Here is a 23320-nt window from a genome sequence, read left to right on the forward strand (position 1 = left end):
CGCCACAGACATCAACGTCTGTGGCTTTTTTCTGAATTGGCAACACATCGTTTTTTATCCGTCGACATGGGGAAGGGATGTTGTATGTCGATTTAGACATTGCTATCATTTTGAGTGTAAACGTTTGCACAATTTAGAAAGGGAGTGACGAAGAGCGGAAACGCTCGAGCTTATGCGTCTATTTGAAGAGGAGAACGTCTATACGCAACAAATGAAACCGCAGGCAGATGATCGAGCAATCGTCCAAGGGAGCTGCTATCGCTTCACGGTACTGACGAGCCAACTGATTCGGATGGAATACGCGGAAGATGGGGTGTTCGAGGACCGGCCGACCCAAGTCGTCTTTAACCGGGCGTTCGCAGTCCCGGAGTTTCGCGTGATTGAAGATGAGGCGGAACTGCAAATCATTACGGAACACGTCCACCTCTATTACACGAAAGGACCGTTCGCACCGAACACGCTCTACATCGATGTGAAAGGGAACTTCAGCACATACTATAGCCGTTACACGTTCAACGGACCAGAACGGACGTTGAAAGGAACGGCCCGGACGCTCGACCATGTCGACGGGGCTACCGAGCTCGAGGAAGGCATCGCCTCGAAGCAAGGCTACGCCGTCATCGATGATTCGAACTCATTTGTCATGACGGAAGACCGTTTCGTCGAACCGCGACGCCAAGGCATTCATGACTTGTATTACTTCGGCTATGGACATGAATATAAGCGGGCGCTGCGTGATTTCTATCAACTGACGGGGCCAACGCCGCTGTTGCCGCGAAAAGCACTCGGCAACTGGTGGAGCCGCTATTGGCGTTATGATGAGACGGAATATAAAGAGCTCATGCGCCGTTTCAAGACAGAAGACATCCCGTTCTCGGTCAGTGTCATCGACATGGATTGGCATGTCACCGATATCCCTGAGGAATATGGGAGCGGATGGACGGGCTATTCGTGGAATAAGAACCTCTTTCCGGACCCGAAAGGCTTCTTGACGTGGCTGAAGGACGAAGCGTTGCTCGTCACGTTAAACTTGCATCCAGCCGACGGCGTACGGGCGTTCGAAGATCAATACGCAGCGATGGCGGAAGCGATGGGACTCGATCCATCTCACGGCGACCGCATCCCGTTCGACTTCTCCGATAAACGTTTCATTCAAGCTTATTTCGAGCAGATGCATCATCCGCATGAAGTCGATGGCGTCGATTTTTGGTGGATTGACTGGCAACAAGGCTCGACCTCTAAAATGGAGGGGCTCGATCCGCTCTGGATGTTGAATCACTATCACGCGGCCGACATCGCCCGGGATGGCAATCGTCCGCTCATCTTCTCCCGTTATGCGGGGCCGGGCAGTCATCGCTATCCAATCGGATTCTCGGGGGACACATTGATTTCGTGGGCGTCACTGGCGTTCCAACCGTACTTTACAGCGACGGCGACTAATATCGGTTATGGCTGGTGGAGCCATGACATCGGCGGCCATTATCGCGGGTCGAAAGACGACGAGCTTGCCGCGCGCTGGGTCGCGTTCGGAGTGTTTAGCCCGATTATGCGGCTGCATTCAACGTTCAGCACGTTCAATGGTAAGGAACCGTGGCGCTTCGGTCTCGAGGCGGAGCGGTCGATGAAGACGTTCCTGCGTCTGCGTCATCAATTGATTCCATATATCTATACGATGAACTGGCGCAACCATGCCGGTGCTTTGCCGCTCGTTTTACCGATGTATTATGAGCATCCGGATGAAGACGCGGCATATGAGGTGCCGAATGAGTATTACTTCGGAAGTGAACTCATCGTGTCCCCGATTGTCGAACCAATGAACCGACAGCTACACGTGGCGGCGACGAACGTCTGGCTACCGAAAGGCGACTGGTTCGACTTTTTCACGGGTCATCGCTACAGCGGGGACAAATCGGTTCGCGTGTTCCGCGGGCTCGAGGAGCAGGCGGTGTTCGCTAAAGCGGGTGCCATCATCCCGATGGCACCGCATCATTCGGGTCGAAACGACACCGACAATCCGGCCGATTTGGAAGTGCTCATCTTCCCGGGCGCCTCGAACACGTTCACGCTCTACGAAGACAATGGGACGGACCGCGACTATGAGACAGGAGCCTACGCCGAGACGACGTTCACGCTCGATTGGGAGGAACGAAGCCTTCATATCCAGGTGACGGGGGATCGGTCGGTGTTGCCGGATGAACGGAACGTCACACTGCTCCTTCGAGGAGTGACGGGATCCGGCGAATATAAACGGGAGACACAGACGCTACGCCTTGAGCTCGGTCCAATCACGGACGAGCTGACCGTCGAGCTCCCGGTCGACGTGACGGCGAACGACCATCGTCTTGATCGGCTGTATCGTTTCTTGGACCGTGCCGAGATCTCATACGATTTGAAAGATCGGTTGTACCGCTCAGCCGCCGCGAAGACACGACTCGAAGCCTGGCTGTTCGATTTACACGCGCTCGAACTCGATCGCGACCTGCAAGACGCGATTATGGAATTGATGCTCGACTGAATATTATATTGTGACGGAGAGGGGCGGTTCATGCCCTTCTTTTTTTGTCAGAAAATCGTCGGATTTTGTAAGCGTTTTCACAAAGGGGGTGTTTTATACTAAAAAGAGAGGCAAGACGGATTGGAGGATGAGACATGAAACCAAAATGGACGGTAGACGAGTTGAGACAGCTTGATGTGTTCGCTAAATGTGCCACACGAGAGCTCGAGGCGCTGTTGCCGCATGTGTATTGCCGCGTGTATCGGAAAGGTCAGCTCTTGTTCATGGAAGGTGACCCTCGGGAACGGGTCTATTTCTTGATTAGCGGGTATGTGAAGCTCGAGCGTTGCAACGAGACGGCGACTCATCAATATGCGGACTATTTGAAGCCGAAGCAACTGTTCCCATATCGCGGTTTGATGACGGAACCGTACTATCAACATTCAGCCGAGGCGTTGACCGATATCGAGGTCATCTACATGCCGACCGATCGTTTCGAACAACTCGTCTCGCGGAACGCCTCGATGTTACTCCACATCGTCGGACAGATGAACCGGATTCTCGATTTGCACGAGCGGCGTGTCCAAGACATCATCACGCCAAGTGCGACCGATCGCGTGCTCAACACGATTCATTACTTGATTGAAGACCTCGGGGAACCGGAAGCGATGGGCGTCCGTGTCCGTTGCCCGTTCACGACGGTGGAGATTTCGCGGTTGTCGGGCACGTCACGAGAGACCGTTTCGCAAATCTTATCGCGGTTGCGAAAAGAAGACGTGCTCCAATTCGATGCGCATCAATTGATCATCGGGCATCCTGAATATTTCGAACAATCGCTTTGATAGCGCCGCGTATGGAACGTGGCGTTTTTTGCATGTCTAGCTAAGCGAAGCGTTCGCCTTGAAAGGGTGCATCAGGTATAATTAGTGAGAATCCTCACAAAGGAAAAGTCTCCTGATTGATAGAAAGGATGAACGCAGTGAAACGACTGCAAGCTCTCGCTTTAGCAGAAAAACGTCATATCGTCGGACTCGTCATCGCGGCAGTGATGATTGGATTATCGATTTTGGCTCAAGCTTATTTAATTGTCGACATTGTCGATCAAGTCTTTTTAAAAAATGCATCGTTTGAAAGCATCGTTCCGACGCTCGGCTGGCTCATCCTCGCACTCGTCACACGAGCTGGTTTCGGCTATATGTCGGGGAGGATTGGGGCGAGTCTATCGGAGAAAGCGAAACGAACACTCCGCTTGCAACTGCTCGACCGTTATACGTCGAATCGGATTGAGACGTCACTATCCGGTCAATCCGGTAAAAAGGTGAGCGTGTTCATGGACGCGGTCGACGAGGTCGATGCCTACTTCAGTCAATATTGGCCGCAAGTCATTCAAACGTCGATTATTCCGCTACTCATTCTCGTCGTCGTCTTCAGTCAACATTGGATCTCGGGCGTCATCATGATGGTGACGGCACCGTTCATTCCAATCTTTTTTATCATCATCGGGATTGCGACGCAGAAGAAGTCGGAACAGCAGATGGAGAAAATGAATCAGTTCTCTGGCAAGTTTTTGGACGTCTTGCAAGGATTGACTACGTTGAAACTATACGGTCGGACCGAGCGCGAGGCGCAAGCGATTGAAAAGAGTAGTCTCGATTTCCGCGACGCGACGATGGTCGTCTTGAAGACGGCGTTCCTGTCGGGTCTCATGCTCGAGTTCATTTCGATGCTCAGCACGGGCGTCGTGGCACTCGAAGTGGCGCTCCAAATGGTCGTCTGGGAGAACTTGACGTTCTTCTCTGGCTTTTTGATTCTCGTCTTGGCCCCGGAATACTATTTGGCGATTAAAGACCTCGGAGGTGCGTTCCACACCGGACGCGGTAGCATGGGGGCGGCCGATCGTATTTTCGAGGCGCTCGACGCACCGGATGAACGTTTGACCTGGGGCGACCGTATGTTGACGAGCCGGACGCCCGACCTCGAGCTCGACGCCGTCTCGTTCGCCTATGAAGGTGGACGCTTCACGCTGGACCCATTGAGCGGTATGATTCCTACTGGCGCTCATGTGGCGCTCGTCGGGGCGAGTGGATCTGGCAAGACGACCGTTTTGAACGTGTTGTCCGGACTCGTAAAACCGGACAGTGGACGTGTCCTCGTCGACGGAGAACCACTCGAGACATACACCGATTCGTCATGGTATGACACAATCGGGTACATCTCACAAAATCCGTATTTGTTCGCCGGTACCGTTGCTGATAATATTGCCCTCGGGGAAACAGCCGACGAGATAAAAATCCTTGAAGCCGCGAATGCAGCCGGACTGAACGATGTCATCGCGCAATTGCCGAACGGCATTCATACCGAGCTCGGTGAAGGCGGTTATGGATTGTCCGGAGGCGAACGACAACGACTCGCCTTGGCCCGTGCCTTCTTGAAACGTCCCGGCATCATCTTGTTTGATGAACCGACGACAGGGCTCGATTTAGTGACGGAGCAAATCGTTCGGCGTTCGATTGAGGAGTTGTCGTGTGAGGCGACGCTCGTCACGGTCGCGCATCGGTTGCATACAATTAAGCAGGCAGATGCGATTTGGTTCATGGGCGATGGAAAGCTACTCGCCCAAGGCACGCATGACGAACTGCTCAGCGTTCCGCAATACGCTGACTTGTTCACGCTACAGAAAGGGGTGAGAGGATGAATTCACTTTGGACGATCACGAAATGGATGATGCGAGAGAAGAAAGATATCGTCCTCTCGATCTTCTTTGGGTACGTGGCCGGCATCGCGGCCGTCGCCTTGTTCGCGGCGAGCGGTTATCTTGTCTCACGGGCCGGCCTCGTACCGCCGCTCTATGCGCTCATGGTACCTGTCGTCTTGATTAAATTGTTCGGTGTGATTCGGGCGAGTGCGCGTTATCAAGAGCGCCTTGCCTCGCACCGGGCGACGTTCACGATTTTGAGCGAGTTGCGGGTCCGGTTTTACCGCCAGCTTGAACCGCTTGTGCCGAGCATCTTTGCCAAGTATCGGAGTGGAGATTTGCTTGCTCGCGTCGTCGGTGACGTCGAGAGCTTGCAAAACTACTTTTTACGGGTATTCTATCCGCCGATTATCTTGGTGCTCGTCTTCTTGAGCACGATTTTCTTCGTCACGTACTTCTCGATGTGGGTCAGCCTCTGGATTTTGTTCGGTGTGTTCGTGACCGGTTTTTTGATTCCGGCGTTCTTCGCCCGAATCCGTGCCAAGCACGACCGCGAGCTTCGCGCTTTACGGGGTGACCTGTCGAGTGGGATGACAGAGATGATGTACGGATATCGCGATTTGTTGCTTCATCATCAACTTGGACGGACACGCGGCGAGCTGCTCGAACAGAGTGACCGTTACGCCGAAGCACAGAAACGGGATGTGACGAATCAGTTCTTCAACTCGTCACTCGTCGTGGCGGCATCCCTACTCGTCTCGTGGGGTGTTCTTGCTATCGGGGCGTATCTCGTTGTCGACGGCGAGTTAAACGGCCTATTTTTGGCCATGCTCATTATGATGTCGCTCACCGCGTTTGAGAACGCGACACCGATGGCGGTCTTCCCAGGCCACTTTGCCGACAGCAAGCAAGCGGCCAATCGACTGCTCGAAGTCGTCGAGCCGAGTGAAGCAATCGTCGCGGCCGAAGTCGCCCGGACGGACATGGTACTCGAATCCGCTCCGGACGTATCGTTTGAGCGCGTGACCTATCGCTATCCGGATACGTACCGCGACGTCCTGAGCGACGTGGATGTGACGTTACGAAGCGGGACGAAGACGGTCATCGTCGGGCCGAGCGGCTCAGGGAAATCGACGCTCCTGCAACTGTTGCTCGCTTTCGTCAGACCCGATTCCGGTGAGATCCGATTGAATGGGCAACGGTTGGACGATGTGACCCAAGCATCGGTCTGGCGTGAAGCCAGCGTCGTCCTTCAAGAGAACCACTTCTTTTTCGGGACGGTACGGGAGAACTTGGCGCTAGCCGGAGAGTTCACCGACGCTGAGATGGAAGCGGCGCTCGCGAGCGTCCGGCTCGGTTTCTCGCTTGATGAGCCTGTCCTTGAGAAAGGGGCGAACTTGTCGGGCGGGGAACGGCAACGGCTCGCCATTGCCCGGGCGCTCTTGAAGAACGGGGTGCTCTGGATTCTCGATGAAGCGACGTCGGCCCTCGATGCGCGGACCGAGGCGGACGTGTTCGCCGAAGTCTTCCGCCGTGCCGAGTCATCGACACTCGTCATGGTCAGCCATCGTCTGACCGGGCTCGAGCGCTTCGATCACATCATCGTCATGGAAGGTGGTCGCATCGTAGAGACAGGAACGTATGATGAACTGATGCAGTCCCGCGGTGTATTCTATGGATTGAAACAAATCGAGCAAGATATTTTCGCATGAAAAAACGAGCGGCTCCGTCGGAGAGCCGCTCGTTTTTTGGATGGCAAATTTGGGTGCAACAAATGGGGGTTGTCGCATTGCTTTCAAAAAGAGTGTCGTGGAGGGGAATCCACGTGACGTAATGGTTTGGGGAACGGTTACGTCAAGCTTTTGGGAGCTACATCTTGAGTATAGATGATAACGATTCTCATTGTCAATTAGAAAATGAGATAAAAAAACCGCAACCGGTCCGGGTTGCGGTCAATCGTCAGCTTGATGGCACGTCCTTGCGGAACGTGAAGCGAATCAAGCTGAACAAATAGCGGATATAGAAGAGCGCGAACGCATAAAATACAGCGATGGCTGATGCGCCGAGTTCAACACCTGGAATGTTCATCAAGAACTCGAGGATGAGAATCGACAGCAAGAAGACGTAGAGGCCGGCGTCGAGATAGAGCGGCATCAACTTGCCGCGCTGATGCCAGAACGTCCGCACGAGCGGTGCGACAATCATCCCGATGATACGTTCCGCAAACCCGATGCTGAGCACGGAAATCATGAACGCAGCGACCGTTTCGAAAGAGACGAGCTTCGAGAACGCAAACATCGAGATGAACAAGAGCGGGCCGATGAAAATCATCATCGAGAGTGACGTACGTAAAAAGATCAACAAGTTTCGTTTCATCGTGTCGACTCCCCCGAAGAGTGACTGGCGGAACGTCTTGCCACGTTGATAGTCGAGGATGAACGATCCCACAAACATCAAACCAAATAGTGATAACAATACTGTCATGAAATGTGTTTCCCCTTTTCCTGTCCAAATCTATGATCAACTGTAAGAATCATCGAATCAAAGTCTAGCCTAGTGTACCGATTCACTAGTTGAAAGTAAAGCGGGAAAACTGCGTAAAACCGCAATCTGTTGCGAACGTTGCGCCGATTACGATGCCAAGATGAAGCGATTTCGACCGGATTCCTTAGCGTGATATAACGCTTCGTCGGCATGCTTCAACACGCTGTCGACTTCGATGTCGTTCGAATGGCAGGCACCGAGCGAGACCGTGATATGTAACGTCCCGGCGCTCGTCTCGAATGGGAACGTCGAGACTTTTTCTCGTATAGATTCGGCCAGACGGCTCACTTCTTCTTTCTTGGCGTTCGGCATGATGATTAAAAATTCTTCTCCACCGAAGCGACCGACGAGATGTCGTTCTTCGCTCTCGGCGACGAGCAACATACCGAGCTCACGTAGGACGTCGTCGCCGACGTCATGGCCATACGTGTCATTCACGCGCTTGAAGTGATCGATATCGACGAGAATGAGTGCGTACTCTTTCGCCTCGACGTTCAAGTTGGCCATGGCTTCATTTAATAGACGCCGGTTGGCGATGCCGGTCAGTGCGTCCGTCCGGGCAAGTTGTTGCTGATGCTGGACGTTCTCAAAGTGACGGCGCAGTTCTTGAAGTAACCGGTAAGCTGCATAGGCACCGCCGTATGCCATCACGACGTAGGCAAAGATAACGGGATAGAACAATTGAAGCGGTAACGCGTAATAGATGGCGGCACCGAAAACAGCGACACTGATTGTCGTGAAAATGAGTAGCGTATTGCGAGTATTATCGAGTTTGAGTCGCAATAGACTAATAGGAAGGACGAGCCCGATCATCGTCAAGACGGCCAAATAAAAACCGATATATGCGCCATCGGTGACCATCAAAAATCGGGCGGTCAAAAAGATGACGGCTGCGACCGTTCCGCTGACCCATCCACCGAACAGGACGGCAAGTGAGATTGGTATGGAGCGCAAATCAATCAGGATACCTTCAAGCGGCAGTGCGTTCGCCAGTAAAATCAAGGCGACGACCCCGGTTTGAACGCCGAGCAGGATTCTGCCTTTCAACGGCGATTTCGGTGTGAGTCGTGGACGGTTGCGGAAAGGGAGAAACGAAATCGTGAATAACGTGAACAGGATACACAGATTCAGAAAAAATGAGTTGATGATTGTGAGCATGAATGCATCCCCTAACGTGAAATGGAAATAATTAGTTTCAGTTTAGCATATTCAAATCAAGTTGACGCTCTTTGAATGAAGAGAATGTGTTCACCATTCCCGCCATTCTTCCGTCACGTCTTCTGTTGTCTCATAACCAGCTAGAACGGCACCGGCTTGTATGAAGTCGTACAATTCCTCACGCTCGACCGTCTCGATGAAATGGTCGTGTTCTTCATCAATTTCGTTTAAACGCAATACGACGTCGCGGACGGCCGTTAACACGTTTACTTCCGTCCCGTCTGCATGTGTCAAGGCGGTCACGTACCGTCGGAGCACGGCATCGACTGCAAAGATGATCTCGATGGTATACACGTCATCTCCCTCGTTCATCCGGTTTTCCCAGATTAGTGTCGGGCGCTCGGCCCATAATCGTTCAACTTCCATATTAGGTGCCTCCTTTAAAATGGAACATCATCTTCCACTCTATCTTAACAAATAAGTTTGGTATGATAGAGAGAAAAGGGGGACTGTCCGTGCGGTATTGGGATCATTTCAAACGAGCCTTCATTCCGATCGCGCTCATCTTGATCGGATTAGCCATCTTTTATACATTATCGGCTCGAGGCAACCTGGCATTGACTGTTCTCGGGGCGGCTATTGTCGGCGTCATCTTATTTTTAGTGATGCGTCATATGAATCGGGTCGAAGAAGATTAACGAGAACACGTTTGCGGTTCTCGTTTTTTGTTGTCGATGAGATTTTTTGGGTACACTACATAGTAAGGAGGGATTTATTATGGCAAAAGCTACATTTGCGGGAGGCTGTTTTTGGTGTATGGTCAAACCGTTTCATAAATATGAGGGGGTCGAGCGCGTCATTTCCGGCTATACGGGCGGACATGTCGACAACCCGACCTACCAACAAGTCTGTTCAGAGACGACAGGTCACCTAGAGGCAATCGAGGTCACGTTCGATCCGGAAGTCATCTCGTACGAGGAACTGTTGCGCATCTATTGGCGTCAAATCGACCCGACCGATGGTGGCGGACAGTTCAACGATCGGGGTGAATCGTATCGACCGGCGATTTTCTATCATTCAGAAGAACAGCGTGCGGCGGCTGAACGATCAAAACAAGAAATCGAAGACTCAGGCCGCTTCGATCGACCAATCGAAGTGGAGATTCGCCCAGCGAAGACGTTCTGGGAAGCAGAAGACTACCATCAGGACTATTACAAGAAAAACCCATTCCGTTATGAGATGTACCGGGTCGGTTCTGGCCGGGCCAAGTTCGTGAAAGAAGCGTGGAGTGACAAGAAGATTCAGAAAGAATTGAAAGATCGTCTGACGCCGATGCAATATAAAGTCACGCAAGAGAACGGCACCGAGCCTCCGTTCCAAAACGAATATTGGGATGAGGAGCGTGAAGGGCTGTATGTCGATGTCATCGATGGGACACCGCTCTTCACGTCGCGCGATAAATTCCAATCGAATTGCGGTTGGCCGAGCTTCGCGCGTCCAATCGAAGAGAAGCGCATCGACATGAACATGGACACGACGCACCATATGGTCCGGACGGAGGTCCGTTCGAAGGGAGCCGACAGCCACCTCGGCCACTTGTTCGATGACGGTCCGAAAGAGCTGGGTGGCTTGCGCTACTGCATCAACTCGGCAGCGCTCCGTTTCATTCCAAAAGAAGAACTTGAGTCTGCAGGTTATGGAGAGTACAAGCACTTATTCGATGCGTGAAGGAGAGAAGGCCATGTTCACATCCGTCAAACAACAGATCCGTCGTGAGACGCTCGCGACCGTATTGGACTATTACGACAAATCGATTCGGAATCTATCGGAAGCCGCCAGAGATGAGAAGTATAACAAGATGAGCGCGACGCCGTTCTCGTTTTTCCGTGGGAGTTCGCACTTGTTCTATTACGACTTTGCGAAAGTGCCGCTCGCGTTCGATACGGATGCGTCCCATCCGACGTTCATTCAAGGAGATCTCCATTTTGAGAATTTCGGTGTGTTCGAAGATGGCGCCGGGACAATCATTTACGATGTGAACGATTTTGATGAGGCGTATCTCGGCTCTTATTTGTTTGACGTCCTGCGCATGGCCATCTCAGTTGACTTGTTTGCCGCCGAGTCAGGTTTTGACGCGACTCGTGCCATCGAGACATATGCTGACACGTATGCACGCGCAATCGAGCGCTACGCGAACGGGAAAGACGAGGAAGTCCAGTTCACGAAAGCGAACACGTGCAAAGCAATCAAGAAAGTGATTAAAAAGGCCGAGAAGAAGAAAGACGCGTTCATGGCCGAGCGGACGGAAGTGCGGGACGAGGAGCGCTACTTTGCGACGAGTGACGACCTCGTTCCGGTCAGTCCGAAGACGGAGAAGCAAATCAAGCAGGCATGGCCGGACTATTTGTCGTCGTTATCGGAGAAACATCGCCATCACGCCGACCATTACGAGATTAAAGATATCGCCATTAAACGTGAGAGTGGCACCGCTTCGATTGGGCTCGAACGCTATTATATTTTGATTGAAGGCGCGGACGAGGAACATGACGAGGATATCATCCTGGAAATGAAACAAGCCCAATCGGCCGTCCCATCTCTCTTCTTACCGACGCATCCATTGTTTGAGGACGGACTATCGCATCAAGGAGCCCGCGTCATCGCGGCCCAGCGTGCCATGGTGCACAGTCGTGACCCGTATCTCGGCTATTTGACGATTGATGGGAATGAATACTACGTCCGTCAGCGGTCACCGTATAAGCGAAAAGTGAAAGCGAAGCACATCAAGAATGAGGAATCGCTCATCGAGACGTTGAAAGTGCAGGCGGAAATCACCGCCAAGATCCATGCCCGGGCCGACGCGGATGCGAACGTGCTTGATTATGAGGCGAGTGAACGCATCGCGGCGGCCATCGGCGTGTCACGCCCGCTATTCATCCGTCAAATCACAAGGTGGTCTCAATTTTACGCCAATCAAGTCCGGTTTGATTTTGAAGCATTCCAGACATGGCTCACGACGCGCTCGGAGACTCACGTCTGAACGAGCATCGGACTTGCGGCCAGCCCCTCGTTTGCTTCAGAATGGAACAGTAAAGGATGTGTGCGATAGATGATTACGGAACAACAGGTCATCCTGCAGATGAAGCAAGTGATGACACAAATCGAACAGTCGAGCGGAGAGACGCAGAAGCGCCATTTGGCCAAGCTGATGGGGTATTGCGAGCTACTGCTCGCTGATTCGGCTCCGACGCAACAAGCTGCGGTTCCCGTGGCCCAACCGGTCGAGTCTAAGCCGCCGCTCGATCGTCAGATGGCGGCGTTCCTTGGAATTCCGCTTGAAGAAGAGAACAAACCGAAAACCGATTCATTGCTCGACTTTTAAGCTGTGCCCTGAGGCACAGCTTTTTTTGTGAGGCGTTCGCGTTGACTTGTATACCATAGGGGGTATAATGAGATTAACTAAAATACACCCAACGGAGGCGTGATTATGCTTGATTTCTTGTTTGTTGCAGTAGTGATCGGATTGATTTATTTTTGGTGGACGAAGCGAAACAGCGTCAACACGGTGTCGACCGATGAGTTGAAACGGAAAATCGCGGAAGAGCGGAACATTCAATTGCTCGACGTCCGAGAACCGCACGAATACCGAGGTGGGCATATCAAGCAAGCGAAGAACGTGCCACTCTCTGGCTTCGGCAATGCGAGTGCCCAGTATCCAAAAGATCAAGCCCGTCCGGTCTATGTCATCTGTCAGAGCGGGATGCGAAGCCAACGAGCCGCCGCCATGTTGAAGAGCGCAGGTTATACGGACGTCTATTCGGTCAAAGGTGGTATGAATTTCTGGCGTGGATAATGAGAACAGCTCTAGCCGAACAATATGTTCAACTAGAGCTGTTTTTTTGGTACGCATCCACATCATTTCAGTTTGAGGGCCTGCATAATTTGCTTCGGCACGTCAGTGTTATCCAGAACGCCAGTGAAGCGGTCGTGCTGAGGACCATAGGCATACAGTGGGACGTCCACACCCGTGTGTTGTGACGTCGTCCAACCAACGTAAGCGCGTTTGCTAATGATTTCATTCAGTACGAGCGTACGTTTTGGCGATTCGGCCGCTTGGATTGCCTTCACTTCTGCTTCCGTCAGCGTGAGTGACGTATATCGTTTGACGACGTCCCGAACATTCGTCAGCGACTCGTCAAACGAATCGACCATAAAATCGCCCGTCGCCGTGACCGAACGAAGCACTTCTGGTTTGGCCACGTACTCATTATAACCGCCGACCGACATGCCTCCCGTATCGTGATCGCCTGCGACGACGACAAGTGTCTGTTTGTCCTTCATGGCGAATTGGATGGCTTTCTGGAAAGCGTCATGGAATGCTTCAGAATCTTTCATCGCCCAAGCGGCATCGTGGGCGTGACCGGCCCAATCGATTTGACTGCCCTCAACCATTAGAAAGAAGCCATCTTTGTCTTGATTAAGGGATGTCAAAGCGGCCGTGGTCATCTCGGCAAGGCTCGGTTCCTCGGTCATCTCACGGTCGAGTTCTGGTGCCATCGCCTCTGGTGCGAACAGACCGAGCAACTTCGAAGCGTTCGCAGTTTCAAGCTCGTCTGCATTCGTTGCATACGTATACCCAGCTGCCTCCGCTCGAGCAATCAAATCTTCTTTTTGCAAGCCGCCTTCTTGTTCAGTAGTGAAATAGTTTTGACCGCCACCGAGCAAGACGTCCACCTCGAGCTCATCCATATATTGTTTGGCGATCTCGGCCTCGCTCGCGCGCGACGCGACGTGTGAGGCGAAAACGGCCGGCGTCGCATGGGTGATGGTCGACGTGGCTACGAGTCCGGTCGCTTTTCCGATCTGATTCGCTTTTTCGAGCACTGACGTCAGTTCCTTGCCGTTCGGGTCCATGCTGATTGTGCCGTTGTTCGTCTTCACGCCGGTCGCCATCGCTGTCCCGGCGGCTGCCGAATCGGTCACTTTCGAGTTCGCGGAATACGTCCGCATCATCCCGGTCAAATGTTGATCGAGTGTAGTCTCTTCCTCGTCCGCATACCATCGATAGTTGGTGGCGTAAGATGCGGAGTATCCGTCCGGAATCATAAAAATCACATTTTTCACTTGCTTCTGGTTATGTTTGGCGTTCGCGCCAGCTTCTGGTTGAATCCCGCTTCCGCCAACGACCGCGCCGGCCGTTAAGCCGAAAGCGAGCGTCCCAATCATCCATTTTTGTTTGCTCATTTGTCTGCCTCCTGCATATGTAATCACTACAGTCCTCACTATAAAAAACAAATGTAATTGTTCCATTTCCCTTTTTTTTAGAATCTGTAAAAAAAGATGGGACCACTTGTAAGCACCAGACTTTATGCCTAGTGACGTTTCCGCTTTCGATTTTCAGGGGAATCTGCTACGGTAGGAACATAGGAAAGAGAGAGGGGACCAGACAATGGCAGTCATTTTATTTGATATCGATGGGACGCTCGTCGACACGACCGGACCGATGACGCAAGCGATTCACGAGGCGTTGGAGCAACTTCCGCATTTACCGAAACCGAGTGAGGATGCGGTCCGTTCCGGTTACGGGTTGGCCGGCAACGCATTTTGGGAACATGTCATCCCGGAAGCGACGATTGAAGAGATTCGCCAAATCCGCAAGTTGCGGCATGAGACGCTCGAGCGGGCGATGGAAGGACAGCTCGTCTTGTTCGACGGCATCTATGAGATGCTCGAGGCGCTTCATAAAAAAGGGCATACGTTGACGACCGCGAGCAACTGCGGCGTCCATTATTTGAACCTGATTCTTGACTCGCAAAACATTCGCCAGTTCATGACGGCGCCAGAATGCCTCGAATCCGTAAGTGGTGAGAAAAAAGCCGACATTTTGACGGCGCATCGCCTCCGTCACGGCGAGAACGACTATGTGATGGTCGGGGACCGGAAATCGGATGTCGAAGCGGCTCGGGCCCATGACTTCCCGGTCGTCTTGACTGGCTTTGGGTTTGGAAACGAGGATGAATGGGCTCTCGCAGATCATGTGATTGCGACGCCGAACGACTTGATTACGTATATCGAATCATAAAAAATTCCGGTTGAACATCGCGTTCAACCGGAATTTCTTTAAAGGCCAAGCGAGATATATTTGATTTCCAAAAATTCTTCGATGCCATGGTGACCACCTTCACGTCCGAGACCGCTCTGCTTCCACCCGCCGAACGGTGCTTGCGGTGTCGACGGGAGACCGTCATTGACTCCGACGATGCCGTATTCGAGCGCTTCGGCCAAATAGAGGGCCTCGTTGATGTCTTGTGTGAACACGTAGGCGGCGAGACCGAACGGGGTCGCGTTCGCCCGCTCAATCACTTCCTCGAGCGTATCGAACGACGCGATTGGGGCGACGGGGCCAAACGTCTCCTCGTTCATACATAGCATATCCTCATTCGCATAGCGGACGACGGCCGGTCGGACGAACAATCCGTCGAGCTGTTCGCCACCCGTGATTTCCCCGCCCCGGATTTGGGCGTCTTCCAAGTGCTTCATGACTTTATCGACCGCAGCCTCGTCGATGAGCGGGCCGATGTCTGTCCCTTCATCGAGTCCGTTCCCGACTTCGAGCGCCGCGACGGCCTCAATGAACTTTTCAGAGAACACATCGACAATGGACTGCTCGACATAAATCCGATTGGCGCAGACGCACGTCTGTCCGCCATTACGGAATTTCGTGGCGACGGCTTGCGGGACGGCCTTGTCGAGGTCTGCCTGCGCCGTTACGATGAGCGGGGCGTGACCACCGAGCTCGAGCGAGATTTTCTTCATTGTATCGGCGGCGCCGCGCATGAGCGTCTTGCCGACCTCGGTCGAACCGGTGAACGTCAGCTTGCGGACACGGGGATCGTGTTGCCACGCATTCACGATGTCAGACGCTTTCCCGGTGACGAGGTTGATGACACCGGGTGGGAAACCGGCTTTATCGGCCAGCTTGACGAGTTCAATGGCCGTCAGCGGCGTCGCCGATGCCGGTTTCAGGACGACGGTGCAGCCTGCGGCCAGAGCCGGTGCGAGCTTTCGGGTGATCATCGCCGCCGGGAAATTCCAAGGCGTGATGGCGGCGACGACGCCGACCGGTTGCTTGATGGCGAAGATGCGCTTCTTGTTCGACGAGGCGGGGATCGTCTCGCCGTACACCCGTCGTCCTTCGGCGGCGTACCATTCGATGAAGCCGTTCGCATAGCGGACTTCGCCGATGGCTTCTTGCAAAGGCTTGCCTTGCTCTTCGACCATCGTTCGAGCGATGGCTTCCGTATGTTCTTCAATCAGGCGGTTCCATTCAAGCAGGAGGGCGCCACGTTCTTCGGCCGTTTTCTCTTGCCAGTCCTTCAAGGCGTCGTGCGCGGCATCGACAGCCTGTTTCGCTTCGGCCGTGTCACTCTTTGTCACCGTGGCCATGATGTTTCCGGTGGCGGGGTTCCGCACCTCAATCGTGTCCGATGTATCAATCCATTCTCCATTGATGAAATTGTTCTCCACTCGCATCTTGATTTCCCCTTTCGTCTAGGTCACATTGTAAAAGTACCCGTTTTCAAAAATCATACACAATTTTACAAAGAGGAGGGGTCGCCATGTGGATCATCATCGTAGGTTATGTTGTCGGCAGTATCCTGGGCGGGCGCTTGTATGGCATGTGGAGTGGACAGCATCTCGCTACGACCGGTTCGGGGAACACCGGTGCCCGCAATGCGTTACGCACGGGCGGGAAGCAAGCCTTCTTGTTCGTTTACGGATTCGACGTCTTGAAGACGGTACTCGTGTTGTCGATCAGCGGTCCATACTTTTTTGAGACTGGGCTCGCCTTGACGCTTGGCCACATTTATCCGATTTGGCATATTCGCTCCGGGGGGAAGGGGTATGCCGTGTTTTCTGGAATTATATTAGCGTACAGCCCGCTATGGTTTATCGGGGGACTGCTGCTGTTGCTACTTTTGATCAAACTGACGCGTAACTCGCGCGAGACGGGGCTCGTCATGCTCGTGCTCCTGCCGCTCGCGGCGTGGGGGGACGCAACAGATGTCGGATTGGCCAGTTTGACGATGCTACTCATCGTGTATCACCACATAAGGGGGAAACAACGTGCTTGAATTCCGAAGAGCGACGCCGGAGGATGCCGCGGCGATTCACCGACTGAACTATGAGACGTTCGTCGAAGAAATCCCGCAGCACCATCCAAACGCGGAACGACTTCTCGTCGACCGTTTTCATGACACAAATACATATTGGATTGGGTTGGCGGACGGACAGCTCGTCGCCATGTGTGCCATCCGGGACAAGCATCCGTTCTCGCTCGAACAAAAAGGCGTGACGCTGCCGCCGGGAGAATGGATTGAAGTCCGACTATTGGCTGTGACGCCCGCCTACCGGAACACGAGGACGTTTGCCGGACTTATGCGAGCGATGCTTATGGAAGCGACAGACCGGGGCGTAGAAGGAATCGTCATCAGCGGGACGGTACGCGAACAGAAGCTATATCGACGGTTCGGGTTTATCCCGTTCGCAGAACCGGTCGGGACGGCGGAGGCGTTATACGTGCCGATGCAGTTGACGCGCTCTGGGTTCATGCAGTCAGAGACCGCTCCAACGTTGCGACCAAAGCTACTCCTCGCCGGGCCCGTCGAACTGTCGAATCAAGTGCGCGCCGCGCTTGCCGCTCAGCCGGTATCACATCGGTCGGCCGAGGCCAGCCGTTTGCTCCATTCGGTCCAGTCGAGGCTGAGCCATCTCGTCAAGTTGCCTCATGTCTACACATTACTCGGCAGCGGGACGATTGCGAACGATGCCGTCGCCGCACAGTTAAGCGGACGTGGCGTAATCATCGACACAGGGGAGTTCGGACGGCGGTTGATTGACCATGCCAACCGGGCTGGTCTTGAATTTGATGTCATCCCGCTTTCGGCTGGGTGTCGTCTCGATTTAAAGCGAATCGGACAGCATGCACCAAATTGGATTTGGACGGTCCATTGTGAGACGTCTACAGGCAAGCTGGTTAATTTAGACCAGTTGCGTCAGTACGCACAAATGTATCCCACGAAGATTGCGATTGATGCCATCAGTGCGGTCGGGACGAAAGTGACCGACTATTCGTTCGCGCATCTGGTGACGTTTGTCTCGGGGAAAGCGTTACGGAATGCACCAGGGTTGGCGTTTATCGCCATGCGAGATCGAGCCGTCCCGAACCCAATGATTCCACGGTATTTAGACTTGGCTAGCTATGACCCAATCGCCTTCACGCAATCGGTTCCGCTCATTCAAGCGATGGATATCGCGTTGGACGAACTGACAGACGCGGAGATTGGGACGCATCAATCAAAACTCGATGTGTTCGTGCATGAACTGGTGCGCCGCGGTATACCGGTTGAACTCGGAGACGACCAAGCACCGGGTATTTTTTCGCTTACGTTACCGGAACATCTTTCCTCGCTTGAACTGGGGCGCCAGTTGATGTTCCAGGGCTATCAAGTGCAATATGAGAGCGCCTATTTACGGCGTGCGAACTGTCTCCAAGTCTCCACGATGGGATGGACGACTGAACGGGATTTGCAGCAAGTCGCCGCCTATATCGGGACGTGGCTCCAGAAAAAAACCGCCACTCCAGAGAGTGACGGGTTCAGACGCGGAAATCTTGGCGGGCCAAATGACGAATCTTTCGACCGAGGCGTCTTGAGTTGAAATAAGCGATGACCGAGACGACGCCACCTGACCAGAACAGCCACTCATCCGGTCGGAGATAGCCGAAAAGCCCGACGACAAGGCCGAGGATAATCAAGCCGGCGTTGAATGTTTGACGATGGAGCAGTTCTTTCGACTCAAGCTCACGTTGGAACATCGCTTGTTCGGACAGGCGCTTCCGGGTCGGTTCTTTTAAATAGTTATCGAGGAGCGGCGGGACGTTCAGCAACTTTTTACCGTAATTGAGTGCCGTCATGACGTAACGGTTTTGAATTGTCGTGCCGTCTGCCTCGAGCCATTGAATGACAATCGGTTTACCGAGCGTAAACAAATCGATTTTCGAATCAAGGATTTGTAAAATCCCGAGCAAGGTCGAGGCGGCTCGACCGAAGAACGCGAACTCGGCTGGCAATTGAATCGGCTCGTTCTTGACGAGCAACTGGATGTCCTGCAACACTTTTTCAATCAATTTCGTGTCGACCGTATCGATATCGGTCTCTAAATAGAACGTGACCGCTTTCTCGAGCGCCTGGCGGATGTTGTGCTTGTTCGCCGTCGGCAACAAGAAGCGCAAGTCTTCGAGGCCGTCGACGACCCCGTCATAATCGAGCGAGATGAACGCCTGCAGGATTTTACGGATGGTCGCCATATCTTGTGGTGTCGTCGAGCCGACCATTCCGAAATCGAGCAGGATGATTGTGCCATCGGCCCGGATTTGCACGTTACCCGGGTGTGGATCGGCGTGAAATTTCCCGCCGAACAACAGCTGCTCGGCCGCCATCGTGAATAAGCGTTCGGCCAGGGCGGAGCGATCGATGTTATTCTCTTTCAAGAACGCGAGATCGGTGATGCGACGCGCATCGACCCAATCCATCGTCAACACTCGGTTTGAACAGAGATGATCATAATAGTCCGGTATGTAGACGTCCGGATTTTCGGCGTACTTCGCTTTGAAATATAGGGCATTTTTTAATTCAGTTTGGAAATTTAATTCATCCCCGATGACAAAAATCATTTGGCGATATAAGCTATCTAAGTCGGTCGATTTTGCCAGCGAGGTCCGCTTGAGCATCGTCGTGACGATTCGCATCGCTTTAAAGTCGGTCCGAATGATTTTTTCGATGTCCGGACGCTGGATTTTCAGAGCGACACGCTTCCCGGTCTCAAGCAGGGTCGCGCCGTATACTTCCCCAATCGAAGCGGAGGCGACGGCATCGATGCCGACGTCTTTTACGACTTGTGTGTAAGGGACGCCCCATTCTGCTTCCAAGATGGCGCGGGATTTGTCCCAGCCTGAAGTGGGAACGCGATCGACGAGCTCCGACAATTCGTTTAAAACGGACGGGGGCAACAAGTCGGCTCGAATTGATAAGAATTGGCCAAGCTTTATTAGTAGCCCCTCGAGTCGGAGCGCATTTCGCTTATACTCGCGGGCGAGATTCAACATGAGTGTCTCGTATTCTTCGGTCGACGCGAGACCTTGCTGCTGTTTGCGTGAGAAGGCGTAAATTTTAATGATGAATCGGGCGAACATTGTGACGATAATCCATATGCGGAACAAGGCGATTCGTTTCATAAAGTACCGACATCCTTTACAAGCAGTCGCTCGACTGGTCTGATTTTTTGTATCTTAACTTTACCACAGAATGCTTTCAAGAAAGGGCAAGGGATGTTTATGGAGTGGGAATTACTCAACGTCGTCGGGACGATCGCGTTCGCGGCGAGCGGCGCCATCATCGCGATGGACGAAAAATATGATATTTTTGGGGTGTGGTTGCTCGCCTTTACGACAGCCTTCGGCGGCGGAGCAATTCGAAACGTCTTGCTCGGCAACCCCGTCAGCTTGATTTGGCAACAAAATGATCTCTTCATCCTTTGTTTTCTTGTCGCGTTGCTCATCTTCCTGCTACCGAGCGTCGTCTTGCCCCATTGGGAACGCTGGGGCGTCATCGTCGATGCCATCGGGCTCGTCGCCTTCGCATTTCAAGGCGCACAAGTCGCCATCAAGCTCGATTTACCATTATCGGCAGCGATTGCGGCTGCCGTCTTGACAGGTGTCGGTGGGGGTGTCGTCCGTGATTTATTGGCCGGCCGTAAGCCGATCGTCTTACAATCGGAAGTATATGCAATTTGGGCCATCATCATCGCGGTCGTCACGTATTATTTCAGGCTTGAAGGTGGGCTTGCGGTGTATGCGTTATTAATTGTCGTGGCGACGCTTCGAGTGATATCCTACTATCGAAAGTGGAATTTACCTGCACGCAAAGTGCGATAAGGGGGAAATTAGTATGAAAGTATTGCTCATCATCGGCGCTGCTTTGATGGCACTCGGCGTCGCGTTCGGCGCGTTCGGGGCCCACGCCTTGAAAGAACGTCTGACACCGAACATGCTCGCGAACTGGCAGACAGGCGTGCTCTACCATATGATTCATGCCATCGGGATTATCGCTTTGGCCAGCATCTTGATGAAAGTGAGCATCAGCCAGTTTAGCACGGCAGGTTGGCTCATGTTCGCCGGAATCATCTTCTTCTCAGGTAGCCTTTACGTAATGGCGCTGACCGGAATCACGAAGCTCGGAGCGGTTACACCGATTGGTGGCGTTTTATTTATCGCAGCCTGGGTGTTCGTCATCCTCGGGGCGCTCAAACTGTAATCAAACGTTAACGCCTGATTAATAGTCCTCATGTATTATTTGGAGTGTGAGACCCCTTGTCTCCACACCAACGAACAATTGGCCTGTTTAGCCTTCTCGCCTAGAGCGGTAGACTAAATAGGCCCTTTTTACGTTTTTTGGAAATGGTTAGACTTAGAAAAATAGCTGGATTATACTTTTTCAATATAAGGTCAATGACTTCCTATTTTCATCTATTATTACAACTATGTTTCGAAAAAAGAAAAGTGAAAAAATGTTGAAACATAAAGGGGTGGGGAGCCGTATAAGGTTTCCCACCCCTTCTTCGTAATAAAAGTGAAATATAACTTTAACAGGAAAACATTCGACACTTCGATATAATTAGTCGTGTTGAAACTAAAAAATTAATCGTTTTTGTTACATAGAAAAACGACTGACCTTTAAATAGTATGTGAACCCCGACCCCGTCAATAGAAAGGATGTCCCCATTGATCAATTGGAAACGCACCGTCTCGACACTCACGCTTAGCGCGCTTCTTCTTGGGACGCACTCGGTGGCTGATGCCTCGACGTCAATCAAGGAGAAACAAGAACAGCAGAAGAAAGTGCAAGAGCAACGGAATAACGTCAAACAGAACCAATCGAATACATCTTCGAAAATTAATCAAAATAAAAACGAAATCTCGAAAGTTCAAGCTGAAGTCAACAAGATGGATGCTCAACTTCAAGACATCATCAACGATGTCGCAACGAAACGCCAAGAAATCAAGCGCACCGAGTTGAAAATTGAAGATCTCGAGAAAGATATTAAAAGCTATGAGAAGAAAATGAAGGCTCAAGAAGCGATGATGAAAGAGCGCATGGCCACGATGCAAACGAATGGCGGCGGCTCAATCAACTGGGCGGAGTTCATCTTCGGTTCGAAAAACTTCTCGGACTTGATCACACGGATGATCACGGCCGGAACGATTCAACGAAGCGACCAAGAATTGTTTGAAGATTACGAAGCGACGCGTCAATCGTTAAAAGAAGCGCAAGCGTCACTTAAAGAAGAGCGTACGTCGCTCTTGAAGCAACAAAAAGCGCTAGAAGTGCGTCAAGCTCAACTCGAGAAGACGATGAAACAGCGTGAAGCTCGCATCAAAGAGCTCAAGGACAAAAATATCGAATTCGAATCGCAAATCTTCGACCTACAAGAAATCGAAGCAACGCTAATCGCGCAAGAAGAAGCGATTGCGGCTGAGATTGAAGCGCAACGTCGTGAGGAAGAAGAAGCGCGTCGTCGTGCTGAAGAGGCAGCTCGTCAAGAAGCGGCCCGTAAAGCTGAAGAAGCTCGTCAAGCAGAAGCGGCGCAAGCAGCTGCAGCGGCCCGTCAAGCAGAAGAAGCAAGAGCGGCAACGGCTAAAGCCGAGGCAGAACGAGCAGCAGCTCAAAAACAGCAGAACAATAACAATAATACCCAGTCGTCTTCAACTTCAAACCAGACGGCACAAAATAGCACACCAGCACCAAAACCGGCTGCGCCAGCACCAAAACCAGCACCAGCACCGGCGCCTAAACCAGCACCGACGGCACCCACAACTTCGGCACCGGCACCTTCAGGCGCAATGTTCATTCAACCGACAACAGGACGTTTCTCACAAGGCTGGGGACCGGCAAGCGGTCAATTCGGCTACACGTTCCATAACGGCGTCGATATCGCTGGACCTGTCGGGACACCAATCCGTGCCTCGGCAACGGGAACGGTCATCCGTGCAGGCTGGGGTGGCGCATACGGGAATCACGTCATGATCGCCCACGTCATCAACGGTCAAGTCTGGACGACGGTCTATGCGCACTTGAACTCGGTCTCAGTGAGTGCCGGTCAACGTGTGACACAAGGTTCGAACATCGGTGGACTCGGTAACACGGGTAACTCTTCAGGCCCGCACCTTCACTTCGAGATTCACCAAGGCAGCTATTCATATTCAGGAACGAGCGCGGGAAGCACAGTCAACCCACGTCAGTTCTTCTGATGTTCAACGAGGACCCGTCAATCGTGATAGGTCCTCGTTTTGTGTCCCAGCAAAACCAAAAACA

General features: G+C 52.5%; 21 protein-coding genes. 15 read left to right on the forward strand and 6 right to left on the reverse strand.

From position 1 onward, the window contains the following. Positions 1-172 precede the first annotated feature (172 nt). The 4 genes from KNP81_RS05640 (at position 173) to cydC (ending at position 6901) form a co-directional block, all read left to right on the forward strand. Positions 173-2515 (forward strand): glycoside hydrolase family 31 protein, encoded by a 2343-nt coding sequence (locus KNP81_RS05640; RefSeq protein WP_214719101.1) that lies wholly within the window; start codon positions 173-175, stop codon positions 2513-2515. A gap of 134 nt (positions 2516-2649) precedes the next feature. Next, a complete protein-coding gene (locus tag KNP81_RS05645) occupies positions 2650-3336 on the forward strand; it encodes a Crp/Fnr family transcriptional regulator (RefSeq protein ID WP_214719103.1) in 687 nt (228 codons plus the stop codon). A gap of 128 nt (positions 3337-3464) precedes the next feature. After that, complete coding sequence (gene cydD, locus KNP81_RS05650; RefSeq protein WP_214719111.1) at positions 3465-5189, forward strand: thiol reductant ABC exporter subunit CydD; 1725 nt, start codon at positions 3465-3467, stop codon at positions 5187-5189. Beyond that, positions 5186-6901 (forward strand): thiol reductant ABC exporter subunit CydC, encoded by a 1716-nt coding sequence (gene cydC / locus KNP81_RS05655; RefSeq protein ID WP_214719113.1) that lies wholly within the window; start codon positions 5186-5188, stop codon positions 6899-6901. The genes cydD and cydC overlap by 4 nt, the downstream gene beginning before the upstream one ends. A 247-nt stretch (positions 6902-7148) precedes the next feature. Here cydC and KNP81_RS05660 read toward each other — a convergent pair whose 3' ends face one another. The 3 genes from KNP81_RS05660 to KNP81_RS05670 form a co-directional block, all read right to left on the reverse strand. Further along, positions 7149-7673: a hypothetical protein gene (locus tag KNP81_RS05660; RefSeq protein WP_214719114.1), complete on the reverse strand. Its 525-nt coding sequence runs from the start codon at positions 7671-7673 to the stop codon at positions 7149-7151. 147 nt (positions 7674-7820) lie between these two features. Next, the gene (locus tag KNP81_RS05665) at positions 7821-8891 is read right to left on the reverse strand and encodes a diguanylate cyclase (RefSeq protein ID WP_214719118.1); all 1071 of its coding nucleotides are present in this window, start codon (positions 8889-8891) and stop codon (positions 7821-7823) included. 90 nt (positions 8892-8981) lie between these two features. Then, a complete protein-coding gene (locus KNP81_RS05670) occupies positions 8982-9317 on the reverse strand; it encodes a hypothetical protein (protein ID WP_214719394.1) in 336 nt (111 codons plus the stop codon). An 89-nt stretch (positions 9318-9406) separates the two neighbouring features. Between KNP81_RS05670 and KNP81_RS05675 the strand changes: the two genes are divergently transcribed. From KNP81_RS05675 to KNP81_RS05695, 5 genes are all read left to right on the forward strand, one after another. Next, the gene (locus KNP81_RS05675) at positions 9407-9589 is read left to right on the forward strand and encodes a hypothetical protein (RefSeq protein ID WP_021065984.1); all 183 of its coding nucleotides are present in this window, start codon (positions 9407-9409) and stop codon (positions 9587-9589) included. 79 nt (positions 9590-9668) lie between these two features. Then, complete coding sequence (gene msrA, locus KNP81_RS05680; RefSeq protein ID WP_214719120.1) at positions 9669-10619, forward strand: peptide-methionine (S)-S-oxide reductase MsrA; 951 nt, start codon at positions 9669-9671, stop codon at positions 10617-10619. Between the two features lie 13 nt (positions 10620-10632). Continuing rightward, the gene (locus KNP81_RS05685; RefSeq protein ID WP_214719125.1) at positions 10633-11928 is read left to right on the forward strand and encodes a DUF2252 domain-containing protein; all 1296 of its coding nucleotides are present in this window, start codon (positions 10633-10635) and stop codon (positions 11926-11928) included. Positions 11929-11997: 69 nt separating this feature from the next. Next, the gene (locus KNP81_RS05690) at positions 11998-12270 is read left to right on the forward strand and encodes a DUF5327 family protein (RefSeq protein ID WP_214719126.1); all 273 of its coding nucleotides are present in this window, start codon (positions 11998-12000) and stop codon (positions 12268-12270) included. Positions 12271-12375: 105 nt separating this feature from the next. Next, positions 12376-12741, forward strand: a complete 366-nt coding sequence (locus KNP81_RS05695; RefSeq protein WP_214719127.1) for a rhodanese-like domain-containing protein — start codon at positions 12376-12378, stop codon at positions 12739-12741. 62 nt (positions 12742-12803) lie between these two features. On the opposite strand, the gene KNP81_RS05700 is transcribed toward KNP81_RS05695, so the two are convergent. Continuing rightward, positions 12804-14132, reverse strand: coding sequence for an alkaline phosphatase (locus tag KNP81_RS05700; RefSeq protein ID WP_214719128.1), 1329 nt, complete (start codon positions 14130-14132; stop codon positions 12804-12806). Positions 14133-14337: 205 nt separating this feature from the next. Between KNP81_RS05700 and KNP81_RS05705 the strand changes: the two genes are divergently transcribed. Beyond that, on the forward strand, positions 14338-14970 hold the full coding sequence (locus tag KNP81_RS05705; RefSeq protein WP_021065989.1) for an HAD family hydrolase: 633 nt from the start codon (positions 14338-14340) through the stop codon (positions 14968-14970). A gap of 38 nt (positions 14971-15008) precedes the next feature. On the opposite strand, the gene KNP81_RS05710 is transcribed toward KNP81_RS05705, so the two are convergent. Continuing rightward, on the reverse strand, positions 15009-16421 hold the full coding sequence (locus tag KNP81_RS05710) for an NAD-dependent succinate-semialdehyde dehydrogenase (RefSeq protein ID WP_214719130.1): 1413 nt from the start codon (positions 16419-16421) through the stop codon (positions 15009-15011). An 86-nt stretch (positions 16422-16507) separates the two neighbouring features. Here KNP81_RS05710 and KNP81_RS05715 point away from each other — a divergent pair, with 86 nt between their 5' ends. Next, positions 16508-17023 (forward strand): glycerol-3-phosphate acyltransferase, encoded by a 516-nt coding sequence (locus KNP81_RS05715; RefSeq protein ID WP_214719132.1) that lies wholly within the window; start codon positions 16508-16510, stop codon positions 17021-17023. Continuing rightward, entirely contained in the window at positions 17016-18608 is a 1593-nt protein-coding gene (locus KNP81_RS05720) for a GNAT family N-acetyltransferase (protein ID WP_214719134.1), read from the forward strand. Before KNP81_RS05715 ends, KNP81_RS05720 begins: the two co-directional genes overlap by 8 nt. On the opposite strand, the gene KNP81_RS05725 is transcribed toward KNP81_RS05720, so the two are convergent. Then, complete coding sequence (locus KNP81_RS05725) at positions 18547-20184, reverse strand: ABC1 kinase family protein (RefSeq protein WP_021065993.1); 1638 nt, start codon at positions 20182-20184, stop codon at positions 18547-18549. The two genes, KNP81_RS05720 and KNP81_RS05725, sit on opposite strands and share 62 nt — an antisense overlap. A 93-nt stretch (positions 20185-20277) precedes the next feature. On the opposite strand from KNP81_RS05725, the gene KNP81_RS05730 reads away from it, so the two are divergent. The 3 genes from KNP81_RS05730 to KNP81_RS05740 all read left to right on the forward strand — a co-directional run bounded on the left by KNP81_RS05730 (position 20278) and on the right by KNP81_RS05740 (position 23256). Further along, positions 20278-20883, forward strand: a complete 606-nt coding sequence (locus tag KNP81_RS05730) for a trimeric intracellular cation channel family protein (protein WP_214719136.1) — start codon at positions 20278-20280, stop codon at positions 20881-20883. A gap of 13 nt (positions 20884-20896) precedes the next feature. Then, positions 20897-21262 (forward strand): DUF423 domain-containing protein, encoded by a 366-nt coding sequence (locus tag KNP81_RS05735; protein ID WP_214719138.1) that lies wholly within the window; start codon positions 20897-20899, stop codon positions 21260-21262. A 458-nt stretch (positions 21263-21720) separates the two neighbouring features. After that, the gene (locus tag KNP81_RS05740; protein ID WP_214719140.1) at positions 21721-23256 is read left to right on the forward strand and encodes a murein hydrolase activator EnvC family protein; all 1536 of its coding nucleotides are present in this window, start codon (positions 21721-21723) and stop codon (positions 23254-23256) included. The last annotated feature ends 64 nt before the right edge of the window (positions 23257-23320 follow it).

The sequence above is a fragment of the Exiguobacterium sp. s149 genome (genome assembly GCF_018618395.1).
GTDB classification, from domain to species: domain Bacteria; phylum Bacillota; class Bacilli; order Exiguobacteriales; family Exiguobacteriaceae; genus Exiguobacterium; species Exiguobacterium chiriqhucha.